17 protein-coding genes are annotated in these 17,779 nt (G+C 73.2%); 5 read left to right on the top strand and 12 right to left on the bottom strand.

The annotated features are described in order from the left end of the window. Positions 1 to 52 precede the first annotated feature (52 nt). From ACFV6E_RS03240 to ACFV6E_RS03225, 4 genes are read right to left on the bottom strand one after another with little or no spacing between them, the layout of a single operon-like run. Positions 53 to 1,300 carry a Gfo/Idh/MocA family protein gene (locus tag ACFV6E_RS03240; protein ID WP_385175559.1) on the bottom strand — a complete coding sequence of 416 codons (1,248 nt, stop codon included), beginning with the start codon at positions 1,298 to 1,300 and terminating at the stop codon, positions 53 to 55. Positions 1,301 to 1,303: 3 nt separating this feature from the next. Further along, positions 1,304 to 2,158: a carbohydrate ABC transporter permease gene (locus tag ACFV6E_RS03235; RefSeq protein WP_385175556.1), complete on the bottom strand. Its 855-nt coding sequence runs from the start codon at positions 2,156 to 2,158 to the stop codon at positions 1,304 to 1,306. Beyond that, positions 2,151 to 3,152 (bottom strand): carbohydrate ABC transporter permease, encoded by a 1,002-nt coding sequence (locus tag ACFV6E_RS03230; RefSeq protein WP_385175553.1) that lies wholly within the window; start codon positions 3,150 to 3,152, stop codon positions 2,151 to 2,153. The genes ACFV6E_RS03235 and ACFV6E_RS03230 overlap by 8 nt, the downstream gene beginning before the upstream one ends. Beyond that, complete coding sequence (locus tag ACFV6E_RS03225; protein WP_385175550.1) at positions 3,149 to 4,402, bottom strand: ABC transporter substrate-binding protein; 1,254 nt, start codon at positions 4,400 to 4,402, stop codon at positions 3,149 to 3,151. Before ACFV6E_RS03225 ends, ACFV6E_RS03230 begins: the two co-directional genes overlap by 4 nt. A gap of 187 nt (positions 4,403 to 4,589) precedes the next feature. Between ACFV6E_RS03225 and ACFV6E_RS03220 the strand changes: the two genes are divergently transcribed. After that, positions 4,590 to 5,375: a DeoR/GlpR family DNA-binding transcription regulator gene (locus tag ACFV6E_RS03220; RefSeq protein WP_385459071.1), complete on the top strand. Its 786-nt coding sequence runs from the start codon at positions 4,590 to 4,592 to the stop codon at positions 5,373 to 5,375. 9 nt (positions 5,376 to 5,384) lie between these two features. Here ACFV6E_RS03220 and ACFV6E_RS03215 read toward each other — a convergent pair whose 3' ends face one another. Both ACFV6E_RS03215 and ACFV6E_RS03210 read right to left on the bottom strand, forming a co-directional pair. After that, positions 5,385 to 5,936 carry a GNAT family N-acetyltransferase gene (locus ACFV6E_RS03215; RefSeq protein WP_385459069.1) on the bottom strand — a complete coding sequence of 184 codons (552 nt, stop codon included), beginning with the start codon at positions 5,934 to 5,936 and terminating at the stop codon, positions 5,385 to 5,387. Between the two features lie 58 nt (positions 5,937 to 5,994). Further along, a complete protein-coding gene (locus ACFV6E_RS03210; RefSeq protein WP_385459067.1) occupies positions 5,995 to 6,687 on the bottom strand; it encodes a PP2C family protein-serine/threonine phosphatase in 693 nt (230 codons plus the stop codon). Between the two features lie 195 nt (positions 6,688 to 6,882). Between ACFV6E_RS03210 and ACFV6E_RS03205 the strand changes: the two genes are divergently transcribed. Beyond that, the gene (locus ACFV6E_RS03205; RefSeq protein ID WP_385459065.1) at positions 6,883 to 8,988 is read left to right on the top strand and encodes an ATP-binding protein; all 2,106 of its coding nucleotides are present in this window, start codon (positions 6,883 to 6,885) and stop codon (positions 8,986 to 8,988) included. Positions 8,989 to 9,333: 345 nt separating this feature from the next. Here the strand turns inward: ACFV6E_RS03205 and ACFV6E_RS03200 are convergent, their stop codons facing one another. Next, positions 9,334 to 10,224 carry a universal stress protein gene (locus ACFV6E_RS03200; protein WP_385459063.1) on the bottom strand — a complete coding sequence of 297 codons (891 nt, stop codon included), beginning with the start codon at positions 10,222 to 10,224 and terminating at the stop codon, positions 9,334 to 9,336. A 118-nt stretch (positions 10,225 to 10,342) separates the two neighbouring features. Beyond that, positions 10,343 to 12,073, bottom strand: coding sequence for a GAF domain-containing protein (locus tag ACFV6E_RS03195; protein ID WP_385175534.1), 1,731 nt, complete (start codon positions 12,071 to 12,073; stop codon positions 10,343 to 10,345). Positions 12,074 to 12,436: 363 nt separating this feature from the next. On the opposite strand from ACFV6E_RS03195, the gene ACFV6E_RS03190 reads away from it, so the two are divergent. Continuing rightward, positions 12,437 to 12,931, top strand: coding sequence for a pyridoxamine 5'-phosphate oxidase family protein (locus ACFV6E_RS03190; protein ID WP_385175532.1), 495 nt, complete (start codon positions 12,437 to 12,439; stop codon positions 12,929 to 12,931). A gap of 118 nt (positions 12,932 to 13,049) precedes the next feature. Here ACFV6E_RS03190 and ACFV6E_RS03185 read toward each other — a convergent pair whose 3' ends face one another. The 3 genes from ACFV6E_RS03185 to ACFV6E_RS03175 form a co-directional block, all read right to left on the bottom strand. Beyond that, positions 13,050 to 13,547 carry a flavodoxin domain-containing protein gene (locus ACFV6E_RS03185; protein WP_385459062.1) on the bottom strand — a complete coding sequence of 166 codons (498 nt, stop codon included), beginning with the start codon at positions 13,545 to 13,547 and terminating at the stop codon, positions 13,050 to 13,052. A gap of 243 nt (positions 13,548 to 13,790) precedes the next feature. Beyond that, entirely contained in the window at positions 13,791 to 14,654 is an 864-nt protein-coding gene (locus ACFV6E_RS03180; protein ID WP_385167442.1) for a universal stress protein, read from the bottom strand. A 113-nt stretch (positions 14,655 to 14,767) separates the two neighbouring features. Continuing rightward, positions 14,768 to 15,673, bottom strand: coding sequence for a universal stress protein (locus ACFV6E_RS03175; RefSeq protein ID WP_385167441.1), 906 nt, complete (start codon positions 15,671 to 15,673; stop codon positions 14,768 to 14,770). Positions 15,674 to 15,997: 324 nt separating this feature from the next. Between ACFV6E_RS03175 and ACFV6E_RS03170 the strand changes: the two genes are divergently transcribed. Together ACFV6E_RS03170 and ACFV6E_RS03165 are read left to right on the top strand one after the other, a co-directional pair. Then, on the top strand, positions 15,998 to 16,399 hold the full coding sequence (locus ACFV6E_RS03170) for a cyclic nucleotide-binding domain-containing protein (protein ID WP_385167443.1): 402 nt from the start codon (positions 15,998 to 16,000) through the stop codon (positions 16,397 to 16,399). A 153-nt stretch (positions 16,400 to 16,552) separates the two neighbouring features. Beyond that, on the top strand, positions 16,553 to 17,269 hold the full coding sequence (locus ACFV6E_RS03165; protein WP_385459060.1) for a response regulator: 717 nt from the start codon (positions 16,553 to 16,555) through the stop codon (positions 17,267 to 17,269). Here the strand turns inward: ACFV6E_RS03165 and ACFV6E_RS03160 are convergent. After that, positions 17,262 to 17,777: an HIT family protein gene (locus ACFV6E_RS03160; RefSeq protein WP_385167437.1), complete on the bottom strand. Its 516-nt coding sequence runs from the start codon at positions 17,775 to 17,777 to the stop codon at positions 17,262 to 17,264. The genes ACFV6E_RS03165 and ACFV6E_RS03160 overlap by 8 nt on opposite strands. Positions 17,778 to 17,779: the final 2 nt, after the last annotated feature.

Below are 17,779 nucleotides of genomic sequence, written 5' to 3'. Positions count from 1 at the left end.
GAGCGTATGGACGCGCGGGCGGGTACGGGTGCGGCGCGGGTACGGGGCTGCTTCAGCGGGCCCGGGAGGCCGGGCCGTGGGAGGCCGGGCCCCGGGAGCCCGCCTGGTGGCCCGCGAAGTAGCCGACGGTGTCCGCGTCGAGGGCGGGCACCTCGACGGGCGTGGAGCCGGAGCGCAGGGAGGTGGTGGCGGCCAGTCCCGCCGCGACGGCTTCGCGGGCGGCGACGGGCGAGGTGTCGGTGGCGCCGCCGTGGGCGACGAAGTGCAGGAACTCGCCGACGATGGCCTCGTCGGCGCCCCCGTGCTCGCCGGTCGCGCCCTCGCCGACCGTCAGGGTCAGATCGGCGTCGGGCCGGTAGCCGGTGCGTTCGAGGTTCCAGACCTTGATCACCGGCTCGGCGCCCTCGACGCCGTCGCCGAAGTTCTCCATCCGGCCCTCGTCGCCGATGACCGTGTAGTTGCGCCAGTAGTCGGGGGTGAAATGGCACTGCTGGTAGCTGGTGAGTACGCCGTTGTCGAGGCGGGTCAGCATCATGCTGATGTCCTCCACGTCGATGACGGGGTTGAGGTCGCGCAGGTTCGCGGGCGGCCAGACCCCGGTGTCGAACCAGTCCGTGACCCGTTGCGGCCCCTGCGGCTCGGTGCGGCGGTGCGGATTGGCGCCGTACACGGCGAGGTCGCCCATGGCGGTCACCGTGCGCGAGTAGCCGCCCGCGAGCCAGTGGATCGCGTCGAGGTCGTGTGCTCCCTTCTGCAACAACAGCCCGGCGGTCCTGGCCCGTTCAGCATGCCAGTCCTTGAAGTAGTAGTCGCCGCCGTGGCCGACGAAGTGCCGGCACCACACCGCGCGCACCCGGCCGATCGTGCCCGCGTCGATCAGCGCCCGCATCCGGCGCAGGACCGGCAGGTGGCGCAGGTTGTGGCCGACGTACAGCCGGGTGCGGGTGCGGGCGGCGGTCGTCAGCATGCGGTCGCAGTCGGCGAGGTCGACCGCGAGGGGCTTCTCGACGAAGACGGCGACGCCCGCTTCGAGGAAGAACAGGGCGGGGCCGGTGTGCGCGTCGTCGGGGGTGAGGACGAACACGGCGTCGAGGTCGTCGGCGAGCATGTCCTCGTACGCCTCGTGGACGCGGACGCCGGGGCCGAAGAGCCGGCGGGCGTCGGCGCGGCCGCGTTCGGCCGGGTCGGCGCAGGAGACCACGCGGGCGGTGCCGGGGCGGTCGGCCAGGGTGGCGAGCAGCGCGCGCTGGCCGACGCCGACGACGCCGACGCGCAGTTCGGTGGATGACGGTACGGGCATGGCTCACCCCTTCGTTCCGGACAGGGCGATGCCCTCGACCACTCGGCGCTGGAGGATGACGAAGACGAGCAGCACCGGCAGCGTGGCAAGGAGTGAACCCGCCATGATGACCGGGTAGTTGGTCAGGTAGGTGCCCTGGAGCGAGGCGAGGCCGACGCTGAGGGTCATCTTGGAGCTGTCGGTGTTGACCACGAGCGGCCACAGCAGGTCGTTCCAGGACCAGATCATGGTCAGGATGCCCAGCGCGACGAGTCCGGGGCGGGCCAGCGGCAGCATGACGCTCCAGAAGATCCGCAGCGGTCCCGCCCCGTCGAGCCGGGCCGCCTCCTCCAGTTCCTTGGGCAGCCCGAGGAAGAACTGGCGCAGCATGAAGGTGCCGAAGGCGCTGAACATGCCGGGCAGGAACAGCGCGGGCAGAGTGTTGAGGAGGTGCAGGTTCTGGATGATCTCGTACTGCGGGATGATCAGGAGCTGGCTCGGTACGAGCAGGACGGACAGGAAGACACCGAAGGCGATCTTCCGGCCCGGGAACTCCAGGCGGGCGAAGGCGTAGGCGGCCATCGAGCAGAACAGGAGCTGTCCCGCGGTGCGGGCCAGCGCGTTGAGGACGCTGTTGGCCAGCATGTGCCCGAACGGCATGGCGTCGAAGACGTCGCCGTAGTTGGAGAAGCGCCAGCTCTCCGGCAGGAAGGTCAGCGGTACGTGGGTGGACTCGCCGAGCGTCTTGAACGAGGTCAGCAGCTGCCACAGGAAGGGGCCCGCGAGCACCACGGCGGCGACGACCAGCAGGGCGTGCGCGCCGATCGGTCCCCAGCGCAGCCGGCGCCGGGCGGGCGCGGTCCGTACGGCGTCAGACATAGTGCACCCACTTCTTCTGGAGCCGGAACTGCACGGCCGTGATGAGGACGATGATCACCAACAGCAGGAAGGCCAGCGCGGCGGCGTAGCCGCGGTCGTTGGTGAGGAAGGCGTCCTGGTAGAAGAGGTAGAGCACCGAACGTGTCTGCGGCAGCGCCGGGTTGGTCTTGCCGACCATCACGTAGACCAGGTCGAAGGTCTGCAACGAGCCGATCACCGAGGTCACCGAGACGAAGAACATCGTGGGGCTGAGCAGCGGCAGGGTGATGGAGAAGAACTGCCGTACCGGGCCCGCGCCGTCGAGTTCGGCCGCCTCGTAGAAGTGCCGGGGCAGGGCCTGGAGACCGGCCATCAGGATGACCATGTTGTAGCCGACCGTGGACCAGATGCCGACCACCGCCACGGCGACCAGCGCGGTCTTCGGATCGCTGATCCAGTACGTGCCGTGCACGCCGACCTTGCCGAGCAGGAAGTTCACGATGCCGTAGTCGCCGTTGTACAGCCACCGCCAGATCGCGGCGACGGCCGCCGGCATGGTCACCACGGGCAGGAACATCAGCGCGCGGTAGACGCTGACGCCCTTGCGTCCCGGCCGGGCGAGCACGGAGGCCAGCAGCAGCGAGACGGGGATGCCGAGCAGTCCGAACAGGGTGTACAGCAGGGTGTTGACCAGGGCCGACCTCAGGTCCGGGTCGTCCAGCATCCGCTGGTAGTTGTCCAGGCCGCTGAAGCTGTGCCCGCCGAAGGCGCCCCAGGTGGTGAAGGAGTAGTAGAAGGTCTGCACCGTGGGCCAGAGGTAGAACACCCCGAGTCCGACGGCCGTGGGGCCGAGGAAGAACAGGGCCCACAGGCTGTTCACCGTCTTCGGGCCGAGCCCTTTGCGGCGTACGGGCGCGGGCCCCGCGCCGTCCTTGCCGTTCCCGCCGCCCTTGCCGCCGCTGCCGTCCCTGCGGACGGCGCCGGCGGCCCGGGGGCCCGCTGCCGTGCTCGTCACCCCTGCTCCTTGGCGAGGGCGGCGTCCATCTGCTTCGCCAGTTCCTTCGCGGCCTTGTCGACCGGCTCGCTGCCGTTCCACGCCTTGGTGAGCTGTGCGAGCTCCAGGGTGTTCCACGCGGCGGTGTTGCCGGAGACGGGCAGCGGGACGGCGTAGTCGAGCTGGTCGAGGAAGTTCTGGAGGTGGAGCTTCGGGTGGGCCTTGAGCCAGGCGTCCTGGGTGCCGTCGTAGGCGGGGATGACCGTGCCGGTGCTCGCGGCGATCTCGGCGGCCTCCTTCGAGCCGAGGAACTGCTCGAACTTCTCCGCCTCGGTCTTGTGCGAGGACTTCGCGGACACGACGTTGGCGACGCCGTGGATGACGGTCGCCCGCTTCTCTCCCTCGGGCAGCACGCTGACGTCGACCGAGTCCTTGATGGCGTCGTTGGCGTCGAAGCGCACGGCGTCCCAGGAGCCGCCCCAGAACATGGCGATCTTGCCGGACTCGAACATGTCGATCGGCTGGGTGTCCGTCATCTGCTTCAGCGTCGGCGACACCTTGTCGTCGATCAGGTCCGTCCAGAACTTCAGGCCCTCGATCGTCCTGGCGTCGCCGTACCCGGACTTCTTGCCGTCGGCCGATATCACCGAGCCGCCCGCCTGGGCGATCGTGTCGTACCAGCCCTCCTGGCCGGTCAGCGTCGCGCCGATGCCGTAGACGTCCTCGGCCGGGTCGGTGAGCTTCTTCGCCGCCTGCTGGAAGTCGCTCCAGGTCCAGTCGGAGTCGGGGTAGTCGACACCCGCCGCGTCGAAGAGCTTCTTGTTGTACCAGAGCCCGACGGTGTCCATGTCCTTCGGCAGCCCGTACAGCTCGTCCTTGTACGTGTACAGGTCGACCAGCGACTCCGGGTACACCGAGGTGTCGGTCTTCAGGGAGGACAGCGGTTCGAGCATGCCGTTGGACGCGTAGAGCTGGAAGTTGGGGCCGTTCATCCAGAACACGTCCGGTGCCTGGCCGCCGCCCGCCGCGGTCTGCAGCTTGGTGAAGTACTGCTCGTACGGCGTCTGCTGCACCGTCACCTCGATCTTCGGGTTCTTCTTCTCGAAGGCCGCGATGATCTTCTTGACGGTCGGTACCTGGGTGACGTCCCAGACCCCGTAGGTCAGCGACACCTTGCCGTCCGCCGACGTGGACTCCCCGCCGCCGCACGCCGCCAGCGACATGAGCATCGCCGCGGCGCCCGCCGCGACCGTCAGCTTCCTACTACGCATGTGGTTCTCCCTGCATTTCCCCTGCATCGGGCCCCGATCGGGCTGGTGACCAGGCCGCCCCGCCGCCGTGGTTGCCATGACGATAGGTGCTTACAAGTGCTCGATCAATGGCAGTAATGAGCACTTGCGTGCACTACTGCTACGATCCGGTAACGCAGTCGGAGGTTCGTACCGTGGGGGAATTCGCATGAACCGTTACGCCCGCATCAACGCGCTGCTCGACGCGGTGGCCGCCGCGGGACATGTCGACGTCGACGGTCTGGCCAGGCAGTTCGGGGTCTCGCCGACCACGATCAGACGCGATCTGAACCATCTGCACGAGCAGCAGCTCGTCACCCGCACCCGCGGCGGGGCCGTGGCCACCACCGTCAACTACGACCTGCCCATCCGCTACCGGCGGGCCAGCCGGGGATCGCAGAAGGAGCGCATCGGGCAGGCCGCCGCCGCTCTCGTCGGACCCTTCGACATCGTCGGCATCAACGGCGGGACGACCACCACCGAGGTGGCCAGGGCGCTCGCCGAACGGGAGGTCCCGGAGTACGCCCAGGGCCCCGAGCGGCTGACCATCGTCACCAACGCCATCAACATCGCGGGCGAGCTCACCGTCCGCCGGCACGTGAAGCTCGTGGTGACCGGCGGGGTCTCACGGCTTCAGTCCTTCGAGCTGACCGGGCCGCTCGCCTTTGACACCCTCGCCCAGATGGATCTCGACCACGCGGTGCTCGGCGTCGACGCCTTCGACCCCGCGTACGGAGCCAAGGCGCTGGACGAAGAGGAGGCGCGCATCAACAAGTTGATGGCGCGTCAGGCCCGGAAGGTGATCGTCGTCGCCGACAGCACCAAGCTCACGGCACGGGCCTTCGCCCGGATCTGCCCGCTGTCCGACATCGACTGCTTCATCACCGACACCGACGCCCCGGCGGAGTCGCTGGCCATGATCAGGGACGGGGGTGTGGAGGTCGTGGCGGTGTGAGCGGCGCGGTCACGGGCGGGTGCGAACGCCCGCCCCCGGCTCGCGCACCATGAGGACGTCGACCGGGTCCTCGGTCTCGGTCACGAAGCCGTGGCGCTCGTAGAGCCGGCGGGCCGCGCTGCCCTGGAGGACGTTGAGCGCGACGGTCACGCCCCGCGCGTCCGTCCGTGCGAGGAGCGTACGCAGGACGGCGGAGCCCAGTCCCCGGCCCTGGTGGGACGGCGCGAGGTAGAAGTGCTCGAGCCATTGCCGGTCACCTGCGGGGCGGACCGCGACGCAGCCCGCGAGAGCGCCGCCGGCCATGACGACCGAGGTCTCCCCCGGGGCGAAGCGGTCCCGCAGCCGCTGCCGCACCCGGTGCTCGTCGTAACGTCCGAGCCGTTCCAGGTCCGGGCGCATGACCACGGCACGCAGCTCGACGAGCGCCTCCAGGTCGGCGGCCACCGCGGGACGCAGCGTCCAGCCGGCGGCGTGCGTGACCCCTCGAAGGGACAGGGACGGGTCCGGTATGCCGCCCTCCGCGTCTGCCCGCCCGCTCTCCTCCGTCACTCCAGCGCCCATGACCGGGAGTATGCCAGCCCGTCCGCTCCGGCCGTCGTCCTCCCCCGCGCGCCTCTGCTCACGCCCCGGTGACGGGCGTCGGCTGGGCCAGGACCAGGGTGAGGTCGTCGGCCACGGAGGCGTTCTCCGTGTGTGCGTGCAGGAGGGCGAGCAGGTCGTCGAGGGCCTGGTCGAGGGTGGGGGCCCGCAGCGCGGTGCGGGCGCGGGCGTCGAGGGGGAAGAAGACGCCGTCCGGATCGCGGGCCTCGGTGAGGCCGTCGGTGTGCAGCAGCAGCCGCTGGTCCGGGAGGAAGCAGACGCGCTGGAGGCAGGGGTCGGGTCCCAGGCCGAGGGGCGGTGAGATCTGTGGGGGGAAGAGTTGTTCGAGGCGGCGGGCGATGCGCAGGGGCGGCGGGTGACCGCAGTTGACCAGGCGGACCTCGTGCGGGCGGAAGTCGGCGACGAGGAGGGTGACGAAGTCCTCCGCGCCCAGGACCGGTGCGATCCGGTCGTCGAGGGCCCTCGCCAGCCGGACCGGGTCGGCCTCGGTGACGGCCAGGGAGCGGGCCGCGCCGAGCACTTCGGCGGCCAGCGGAGCGGCGGCGGTGCCGTGCCCCCGGACGTCGCCGATGATCAGACGCGGCCCGGCGGCGGTGCGTAAGGCCTCGTACAGATCACCGCCGAGCCGGGCGCCCGCGGCGGGGCAGGCGCGGACCGACAGCACGAGGGACGCCTCGGCCATCGGCAGCAGTCGGCCGCGGTCCGCGCACACTCGTCCCCCTCGGCCTCGTCCATCGGGACCCGCCTCCCCGCGACTCCACCGGTCCGCTGTAGCGCGGCACTCTTCCACCCCCGGCACGCCCCGTGCCCGGTACCGCCGAACTGCCGCGCGCGGCACCCCGCATCTGCTAGCACCGGAGGGCACACAGGCGGAACTCGGGGTGGTACGGGGAAGGGGATGACCGGGATGACGCTGGAGCCACGGCGGGTGGGGAACCTGCCGGACGAGGTGAACCGGCTGGTCGGGCGGCGGTCGGAACTGGCGCAGGTGACACGGACGGTACGGCGGTCGCGGCTGGTGACGCTGACCGGGGTCGGCGGGGTGGGCAAGACCCGGCTGGCACGGCAGGCGGCGAGCGAACTCCAGCCGCGGTTCGCCGACGGGGCGTGGTGGGTGGAGCTGTCCCCGCTGAGCGACGGCCAGGCGCTGCCCTACGCGATCGCCGACGCGCTGCCGCTGGCCGACCAGACCAACCGGCCCATGCTCGACGTGATCGCCGAGTACTTCACCGGCCGGGACACCCTGCTCGTCCTGGACACCTGCGAGCATCTCGTCGAGGACTGCCGGGAGGCGGTGGCGGCGCTGCTGGCCGTGGCGCCGGGCCTGCGCGTCCTGACCACCAGCCGCCGCCCGCTGGGCTTCGCCACCGAGGAGGTGCTCGCCCTCGATCCGCTCCCGCTGGCCGCCGACGACGCCCCGGAGGCGGACGGGACGGAGGCGGACGCGGTGGTGCTGCTGGCCGACCGCGCCGCCCTGGCGGTGCCCGGCTTCACCGTCACCGACACCAACCGGGCCGGTGTGAACGCCCTGTGCCGCCGACTGGAAGGGCTGCCGCTGGCCATCGAACTGGCCGCGGCGCGGCTGCGCGAGCTGCCCCTGTCCGAGCTGAACCGGCGGCTCGCCGACCGCTACGCCGTCCTGGGCGACACCAGCGACGAGGACTGCGAGGCGGAACCGCCCTGGCACCAGGCGCTGCGCACCGCCATCGGCTGGAGCCACCAGCTGTGCACCCCGGCCGAACGGCTGGTGTGGGCACGGCTGTCGGTGTTCGCCGGGTCGTTCGACGCGACGGCCGCCTGCCGGGTGCTGGCCGACGAGAGCCTGCCCGCGGAACAGGTGCCGGGGCTGCTGGCCGCGCTCGTGCAGAGTTCCGTCCTGGAGTGGGTGCCCACCGGGGGCGGCGAGCGGTACCGGATGCTGGACACCCTCCGTGAGTTCGGTGCCTTCTGGCTGCACGGCCTGGGTGAACAGGACGCGGTGCGCCACCGGCACCGGCGGTACTACCAGGCGCTGGCCCACGAGGCGGAGGCGGCGTGGATGGGCCCGGACCAGATCACCTGGTACGAGCGGACGGTCGTCGAGCACGCCAACCTCCGCGTCGCGCTGGCCCGTTGCCTCGCCGAGAAGGACGGACCGGCCGCGCTGGACCTGGGCGGAACCCTGTGGTTCTTCTGGTACGGCTGCGGCTTCGGCAAGGAGGGCCAGCACTACCTGGAGCAGGCACTCGCCCTGGACGCCCCCGGGCCGCTGCGCGCCAAGGCCCTGTGGTCCTGCGGCATGGCCGCCTTCGCCCACGGCGACACCGGGACCAGCCTGCGCCTCGCCGAGGAGTTCCGTACGAGCGTGGCGGACGACCCCGACGAGACCGCCGCCGTGGCCGCCGCGGTCCTGGAGGCCGCCAGTCTCACGGTGCTCGGCCGGCAGTCACCGGTGCTCGCGCTGCTCGACCCCGTCCTGCGCGGCCGCCCGGCCGGCGGGCGGTACGACGCGGCCTGGTTCCTGGCCCGGATGGCCCGTGCGTTCGCTCTCGTCCACCTCGGCCGGTTCGCCGACGCCGCGGTGGACGCCAGGACCGGCCGCGCCGAATGCGCCCGCCTCGGCGAGACCTGGGTCCGCACGTACGGCGACTACGTCTGTGCCCTCGCCGAACTGGGACAGGGGCGGCTGAAGGAGGCCGCCGCCCATGCCCGCACCGCCATCGACGGCAAGCAGCGCCTGCACGACAGGACCGGCATCGCCGTCACCACCGATCTGCTCGCCGCCGCGACGATCGCCTCGGGGCACGCCGAGCGGGGGGCCCGTATCCTCGGCGTCGCGGACCGGGTCTGGCGGACGGTCGGTACCCCGCAGCTGGGCTCCCCCGACCTGATGGCCGCCCGCGCGGCCAGCGAGGCACAGGCCCGCGCCGCCATCGGGGACGACGCCTACGAGCTCGCCTTCCAGGCCGGATACGACACCGACCCGGACACCGGCATCGCCTACGCCCTCGCCCCGCACACCCCCGACAACTGACCCCCGCCCGAACCCGCGACCGGCACGCCGGGTCACCCTTAGGACACGACCACCACTTCAGGAACACGCCCACGGATCACCATCCGCGCCGGATACGACACCGACCCGGACACCGGCATCGCCTACGGCCTCGCCCCGCACACCCCGACAACTGACCCCCGCCCGGACCCGCGACCGGCACGCCGGGTCACCCGTGGGGCACGACCGCCACTTCGAGGACAACGCCAACGAGCTCACCATCCACGCCGGATACGACACCGACCCGGACACCGGCATCGCCTACGGCCTCGCCCCGCACACCCCCGACAACTGACCCCCGCCCGGACCCGCGACCGGCACGCCGGGTCACCCGTGGGGCACGACCGCCACCGGGCAGTCCGCGTGGCGGACGGCGGCGTGAGTGACGAGGCCCAGGCGGGGGCTGTGCGGGTCCTCGGGGCGGCGGCGGCCGACGACCAGCAGGCCCGCCCCGCTCGCGGCCCGCGCCACGGCCGTCGCGGGCCGGTCCGCCACCACGGTCGGCGCGACCTCCACGTCCGGGTACTTCTCGCGCCACACCTCGAGCACGGCCTCCAGGAACCCCAGCCATTCACCGGCCTGCCGCGGACCGTCGACCAGACCGATGTCGCCCGCGCCCAGGCCGAGCGGGCCGGGCGCGCGCCAGGCGTGGACGACGCGCAGCCGGGCGTGGCGCAGCCGGGCCGTCTCGAAGGCGAAGTCGACGACCTCGTCGCAGGGGTCGCCGACGTCCAGGGCGAGCACCACGTCACGGTGGCGGGTACGGACCGAGCCGCTGCCGTCGGCCGCGGGCAGGTGCTCGTCCTCCGGGGTCTCGCCCGCCCGCACCAGGACGACCGGACGCACGGCCCGCGACACCACCCCGAGCGCGACGGAACCGACGCGGAAGCCGGTGAAGCCGCTCAGTCCACGCGATCCCAGCACCAGCAGGCCGGCCTGTCCGGCCGCCTCCAGCAGGGTGCCGGTCACCGGGCCCGCCGCCTGTTCCGCTTCGACGCGGACGTCCTGGCACCCGGCGCGGACGTGTGCCTCCGCCTCACGCAGCACGCGCCGTCCTGCCGCGCCCGCGCTCTCGTCGCGCCTGCCGCGCGCCGTCCGGTCGGTGACCTGGACCAGGCGGAGCCGGGTCCCTCGCCGTACGGCCTCGCGTGCCGCCCATCCGGCGGCGGCCAGGCTCTCGGCGGATCCGTCGACTCCGACGGCAACGGGCGGCAGCATCACGACACCTCCGGTGTCCTGGACTTCTCGGTCGCTCCCAGCGTCGCGCGGCGGCCGGAGGCCGGGAAGATGCCGTCCGGGTCCGCCCGCCGGGCCGTTCAGCCCCCGTCCGGCACCGTCACGCGGGGTTCCGCGGCCGCGTCACCGGTACCCGCCACACCAGCGTCGTACCGCCGCCGGCCGGGCTGTCCACCTCGAGCCGGCCGCCGAGCTGCCCGGCCCGCTCCGCCATGTTGTGCAGGCCGCTGCGGTGGACGTCCGGTGCGATGCCCACGCCGTCGTCGCCCACCGTCAGCCGCAGTTCGCGTCCGTCGGTGGTCAGCGCCACCTCCGCGCGGTGGGCGCGCGCGTGCCGGACGACATTGGTCAGCGCCTCGGACAGCACGGCGACCACGTGGTCGGCGATCTCCCTGGGCACGTCGGTGTCGATCAGCCCCTCCATGCGGACGCTGGGGGCGAAGCCGAGGACCGGCGCGGCCTCGCCGACCAGCCGTACGGCGCGGGCGCGCAGTCCGCTGTCGGCCGTACCGTCACGCGTCCGCAGCCCGAAGATGGCGGACCTGATGATTTTGATGGTCTCGTCGAGGTCGTCGACGGCGCGCAGCACCCGCTCCGAGGCCTCCGCGTGCTCGATGAAGCGTCCGGCGCTCTGCAACGTCATACCGGTGGCGAACAGCCGCTGGATGGCCAGATCGTGCAGGTCCCTGGCGATGCGGTCGCGGTCCTTCAGCACCGCGATCTCCTCGGCGTCCCGCCGGCGTTCGGCCAGTTCCATCGCGATGGCCGCCTGCGCCGCGAACACCTGGAGGGGCTCGGACTCCTTGTCCGTGAACGGCGGCTGCCCGGCCTGCCGCACCAGCAGGACGACACCGCGTACGCCGTCGGGGCCGGACCCGATGGGCACGGCCACGGCCGGGCCGAGGCCGGTGAACCGTTCGGGCCCCGCCGGGACCCGTTCGTCCCGGGTGACGTCGGTGCTGGTGGCGGCGGTGGCCCGGGTGAACACCTCGCCGATCAGGCTGCCCTCGACGGGCAGCACGAGGCCGCGCAGGCTCTCCGCCCCCTGGCCGAGGGCCAGTTCCACCGTGAGGGAGGCCGTGTCCTTGACCGGCATGGCGACCACGGCCAGGGCGGCGCCCGCGATGTCCCGGGCGCGCTCGGCGATCAGGCCGAGGACCTCGGCGCGTTCGCCGCCGGACATCAGCCGGTGGGTGATCTCCGCGTTGGCCTGCAACCAGCGTTCGCGCAGCCGGGACTTGGCGTAGAGGCGGGCGTTGTCGATGGCGACACCGGCGGCCACGGCCAGCGTCGCGAGGACCGACTCGTCCTCCTCGTCGAACTGCGCCCCGCCCCGTTTCTCGGTCAGGTACAGATTGCCGAAGACCTGGTCGCGCACCCGGATCGGGACACCGAGGAAGGTGTTCATCGGCGGGTGGTGCTCCGGGAAGCCGTACGAGGCCGGGTGCTGGGAGAGTTTCGCGAGGCGCAGCGGCTCCGGGTGCCGGATCAGCTCCCCGAGGATGCCGTGGCCCTCGGGGTAGGGGCCGATGCGGGCGATCTGCTCCTCGGTGACCCCGACGGTGTGGAACGCGGACAGGCGCCTGCCGTCGGGGCCGATCACGCCGAGCGCGGCGTACTCGGCGTCGACCAGCGCCGCGGCGGCCTCCACGATGGAGCGCAGCGCCTGCTCCAGGTCCAGTTCGCGGCCCACCGCGAGGACCGCCTCCAGCAGGCTGTGCACCCGGTCGCGGGTACCGCGGGCGGCGTCGAGTCTGGTCTGGAGCTCGTCCAGCAGATCGTCCAGCCTCAGGTGCGGCAGCGGTACCCGGACTTCCTCACGGCCTTCCACCCGCCCTCCTCCAGCTCCCCCTAGACACGCGGACACCGGCCGGCCGGTCCCCGCACGGCTCACGGTAGTGGCCGCCGCCCGGCGAAGGTACCGGATCAAGCCGGGCGGCCGGCCCGCCGCCCCCGCCCGCGCACAACGCGCCACGCGTGAGGGCCGACCGGCACCACGGCCGGGACCAACGGCACCAGCGCGGGGGGACGGTGCGGGGGACAGTGGAGCCAGGAGCGGCGCCGGTCCCCCGCGGTGCCGCTCCGCCCGTACCGCGTGCAGTCGCCGTACCGCCGTATCCCGCGGGTGCGGCGGACGGCCGCCCTCGGCCGCCGGGACAGGCGGCCGCGAGTCTCATACGTAGGGGATTGCGCCATGATCGACCACGAGAAGCCGTCCGCACCCGCCGGCCGGCGCAGGAGCAGCAGGCTGGACAGCGGCGAGGCGCTGCGGCTGCTGGGCAGTGTGCCGCTGGGCCGGATCGTCTTCACCCGGCACGCGCTGCCGACCGTCCGCCCGGTCAACCACGTGCTGGTCGACGGCGACATCGTCATCCGCACCCACGAGGGCGCCGCTCTGACCCCGCACGCCCGGCAGGCCGACGGCGCCGGGGTCGTCGTCGCCTACGAGGCCGACGCCATCGACCCCGACACCCACCTCGGCTGGAGCGTGGTGGTCACCGGCTACGCGCATCTGGTGACCGATCCCAGGGAACGCGCGCGGTTCAAGGCGATGCTGGTCCCCTGGGTGGACGAGGTCATGGACGTCGCCGTCCGTATCCGCCCCCATCTGGTGACGGGCATCAGGCTGACCGCCGCCCCCGGGACCGGCCGGACCGCGGGCACGGACTGCGAGTCGCCGGCGTACTGACGAGCCGGTGAGCCGGCGTACTGAAGAACTGATGAGGCGGTGAGCCGGCGTACCGATGAGGCGGTGAAAAGGTCCCAGGGCCGGGCGGGGCCCTGGGACCGGTCGGCGGGAGGCCGGGCTACGTGCGCGTCAGTTCGCCCGCGACGCGCTCCGCCCACCTCTCGATCGCGGTGAAGTCCCGGAAGTCGCCGCCCTTCCCGGAGCGCAGGATCATCCGGGCCGTCCGGCCCTTCGCGCCCTCTTCGAGACAGCCGCCGAAGGTGACGTGCTCCCTGACGTCCAGCCGGGCGATCGCCCGCCGCACACCGCGCACGGGCGGGATCTCCCGCTCCGAGGCCGACGGGTCGAGCGGCCCGCTGCTGAAGAAGTACAGCGGCCGGACGCCGAGTTCACCGCCGTAGCGGCGGACGAAGCGCCGGGCGTCCCGGTGCCAGCGGCCGGTGTACAGGGCGCCGCCGACCACCACGGCGCCGTATGCCGCCACCCCCTCGACGGAGCGGGCGGGCAGCGTCTCCACCGTCAGTCCTGCCTTGCGCAGGACGTCCGCGACGGCCTCGGCGATCCGTGCCGTCGATCCGTTCGTCGTGCCGTACGTGACCAGGACGGAACCGGTCATGTCCGTACGCCTCCTTCCTCGCCTCTCGTACTTCGCATCACGGTCCGCGCGGCCGGGCGGCGGCAGCGGTTCAGGTCGTCGCGGACGACCGTGCCGGACGGCGTGGTCGTGGCGCCGGGCGGCGGCGGCACGGCCGGAGCGGTCCCGGTACGGCCGGTCCGGCGTCGAGCAGATGGTGGGCGGCGAGCCGCTGGGACACCCGGTCCGCCGGCCCGTGCCCGGTTCTCCGGCCGGGCATCCCGCTCACGCCCGCTCGGGTACGACGGCGACCGGGCAGGCGGCGTGGTGCAGGACCGCGTGGACCACGCCGCCGAGCCGCGGGCCGCTGTCTCCCGGGCCGCGCCGGGCGCCGACGACCAGCAGGTCCGCGTCGTGCGACGCGGCCAGGAGGACATGGCCCGCCGCGCCTTCGGCGGTGCGCCGGTGCACCCGTACCCGTGCCGGTGCGTCGCGCAGCGCCTCCTCCAGCGTCTCGGCGGCCCGCTGCTCGTGCAGCCGGGCCGGCTCCCCCACGAGCAGCGGGTGGTCGGTGCTCTCGTGCGCGGGACAACGCCAGGCCCGTACGGCCTCCAGGCGGACGCCGCGCGACTCGGCCTGGCGCAGCGCGAAGCGGGCCGCCGCCGAGTCCGCCGGGTGCTCCCCGACGCCGAGGAGGACGCGGCCGTGCGCCCCGGCGCGGGTCCGGTCGCCGCGCAGCACGATCACCGGGCAGTCCGCGCGGGCCGCCACGGCCAGGCTGACGGAGCCGAGCAGCAGCTCCGCGAGGCCGTTGCGGCCCCGGGTGCCGAGGACGAGGGCCGAGGCGTCGTGCCCGGCCCGCACCAGGGCGTGCCCGGGTTCACCGGGCAGGACGTCCGTGGTGACCTTGACGCCGGCCTGGCGGCGGTGGGCACGGCGCGCGGCGGCGTCGAGGATGTCCTCGGCCCGTCCCGTTCCCGGTGACCGGGTCAAGTGGTCCGTGCGCTCGATGTCCTGGCGGTGATCCTCCGGCGCGGCGTGCACCAGCCGGAGCGGCAGCTCGCGCCGGGCGGCCTCGTCGGCCGCCCAGTCGACGGCGCGCAGACTGGGCTCGAAGCCGTCGACGCCCACGACGAGCGGCGATCCCATCGCCCTCACCGTCCCGCGCCGGGAGGCTTGCGGACGACCGGGCCGCCGCCCGGGGCTCGTGCGGCCGCTTCTCTGATGGCTTCCATGGGTGACTCCTCGGGTGGGGTGACGTGTCAGTCGTGGGCGACGACGGCGACGGGGGCGGTGGCGTGGTGCAGGACGGCGTGGGTGACGTGCCCGATGTGCGCGCCGAGCGGGCGGTGGCGGATCCGGCGGCCGACGACGACCAGCGAGGCCGCGCGGGACGCCTCGGCCAGGACGACCGCGGGGCTGCCGTAGCGGCACTCCTCGACGATCTCCACGTCCGGGTACTTCCGCCGCCACGGGACGAGGGCCTCGGTCAGCGCCGCCGCCGCGCGCCTCGCGAGCTCACCGTGCAGTTCCGGGTCGGCCGGGAGCGCGTAGGCGTAGGAGGGCGGCGGGTTCCAGGCGTGCACGACACGCAGCGGCGCGGCTCTGCGTACGGCGGCGGCGAAGGCGAACTCCAGCAGCGCGCCGTCCGCGTGCGCGACGTCGAGGCCGAGCACGACGGGCCGGAACGACGCCTCGACGGACGGGACGCCCGCCGGGTCCGGCTCGTGCTCGTCGGCGGCCTGTTCGCCCTCGCGGACCAGCACCACCGGGCATTCGGTGCGCGCGACGACGGCCAGGCCGACGGAGCCGAGCAGGAAACCGGCGACGCCGCCGAGCCCGCGCGAGCCCACGACCAACAGCTCCGTCGTTCTCGCCGCCTCGCACAGCGCCTCGCCCGCACGCCCCGTGACATGCTCGCCCGTCACCTCCAGGCCGGTGTGGCGCAGCCGCAGTCCCGCGGCGGAACCGCGGGCGGTGCGCCCGGTCCACTGCTGCCGCGTCTCGGCCCCGAGCAGCGGGGCCTGGGCCACGGGGTCGGGCACCGGCTCCCAGACCTGGAGGAGCTTCAACGGCAGACCGCGCGACTTCGCCTCGCGGGCCGCCCACTCGGCGGCGGCCCGGCTCTCCGGCGAACCGTCGAAACCTACGGTGATGGTGCGCACCACGGTCCTTCACCTCGAAGGGGGGATCCGAGGAGGGATCCGCTCCCAGCGTCCCGTCGGCGGGGCGGCGGGTGCAGGGGCCAATGGTCCCCTCCCGGGGCCACTGGTCCCGTGCCGCGGCCGACCGGCCATTCCCCGCCGCGCGGCCCCGAAGTCCCGTGCCCGAGTGGCCCGGCCGACGGGCCGAGTGGCCCCTGTTCCGCTCCGGCCGCCCGGCCCACGCTGGCCGTGGCAGTCCGTACGATCCGACGCAGGAGGCACGCCGTGAACGCCCCGCCCGCCCTCACCACGATCCGCTCCCTGCCCGCCGAACACCGCGAACGGCTCATGGCTCTGGCCCGGGAAGTGTCCATTCCGCAGGGGACGCGCCTGTTCCTCGAAGGTGCGCGCGCCGACCGTTTCTGGATCATCCGCACCGGCGTGGTCGAGCTGGACATGCGGGTGCCCGGCCGGCGTCCGGCGGTCATCGAGAGTCTGGGCCACAACGACCTGGTCGGCTGGTCCTGGCTCTTCGCCCCGCACACCTGGCACTTGGGCGCCACGGCGACGACACCGGTACGGGCCCACCGGTTCGACGCGGCGGCCGTCCGCGCCGCGTGCGAGGACGATCCCGTCCTGGGCCGTGAGATCGGCCAGTGGGTGGGTCAGGTGCTGGCGCACCGGCTCCGCTCGGCGCGGACGCGACTGCTGGACCTGTACGCACCGTACGGCGCGGGCAGCCCCGTCTGAGCGGGCGGCACGCACCACGCACGGGCGGGCACGCCGCACCATACGCGGGTGGCCAGGGGGGCCGACCGGCCCTGGTGCATCCGGTCGCCTCGGGTGATGATCCTTTCCGAGAGCCCGCAAGCCCGAACCTCACGGGGAGAACGAGGGGTCCAGATGACCGAGACACCCGCCTTCACCGCGGAGCACCCCATCAGGGTGTTCCTGCTGGACGACCACGAGGTCGTCCGGCGCGGTCTGGCCGACCTGCTCGACTCCGAGCCGGACATCACGGTGGTCGGCGACGCCGACACCGCCGAACACGCCCTCGTCCGCGGTCCGGCCCTGCGCCCGCACGTCGCCGTCCTCGACATCCGGCTGCCCGACGGCGACGGCATCTCGGTCTGCCGGGAACTGCGCAGCAGAATGCCGGAGCTGGCCTGTCTGATGCTGACGTCGTTCGACGACGAGGAGGCCCTGCTCGATGCGATCATGGCCGGTGCCTCGGGTTACGTCCTCAAGCAGATCAAGGGCTCCGACCTGGTCTCGGCGGTGCGCACCGTCGCCTCGGGCCAGTCGATGCTGGACCCCGCGACCACGGCCCGGCTGATGCGCTCGCTGCGCGCGGACCCCGCCCAGCCCCCGGCCGTGCCCTCCGAGCTGGCGGGCCTGTCCCCCCGTGAGCGGGACATCCTCGCCCTGATCGGCGACGGGCTGACGAACCGTGAGATCGGCGAGAAGCTGTATCTGTCGGAGAAGACGGTCAAGAACCACATCTCCCGGCTGCTGGCCAAGCTGGGGGTGCAGCGCCGCGTCCAGGCGGCGGTGATCGCCTCGCAGCTCGAACAGAACCCGGGGCCGGGGTCGGGGGCGGGCGATCGCCCGGCTAGGTGACGGGGGCGGGGCCAGGACCGGAGGCGGGCTCGGGGTCGGGATCGGGAACGGGCCCGGGAGCGCCGAGGACTTCCCTCAGCCGGTCGCAGACGCGCTCGGTCTCCGCCGTCTCGGGCACGTTACCGGCCCGGCCCATGGCCACCTGGAGCGCGGGGCCGAAGGCGTCGAAGCGGGCCCGGTCCGCCGCCCGTACCGGCTGGACGACGAAGTGGAGATGGCCGGGGACCCCGCCGGCGTGCGACCACAGGCACACGTACACCTGCTCCGGCTCGGTCACCTCGGTGACGGCGGCACTCACCCGCTGGAGCAGCGGCCCCAGTTCGCCCGTCTCCCGCGCCGTCAGATCGGCGACGTGCAGCACGTGCCGGGCCGGCTTGACCACGACGGTGCCGAGCCCCAGCGGTCCGACGCAGTGCTCGACGACCCAGGAACCGGTCGACAGCACGGTGCCTCCCGGCAGCGGAGCCCGGCCGGACATCAGATCGCACGCCATGCACCCGTCACTCATAC

The organism is Streptomyces sp. NPDC059785 (assembly GCF_042732375.1).
Classification (GTDB): domain Bacteria; phylum Actinomycetota; class Actinomycetes; order Streptomycetales; family Streptomycetaceae; genus Streptomyces.
This window is presented reverse-complemented; position numbering and strand designations above follow the sequence as displayed.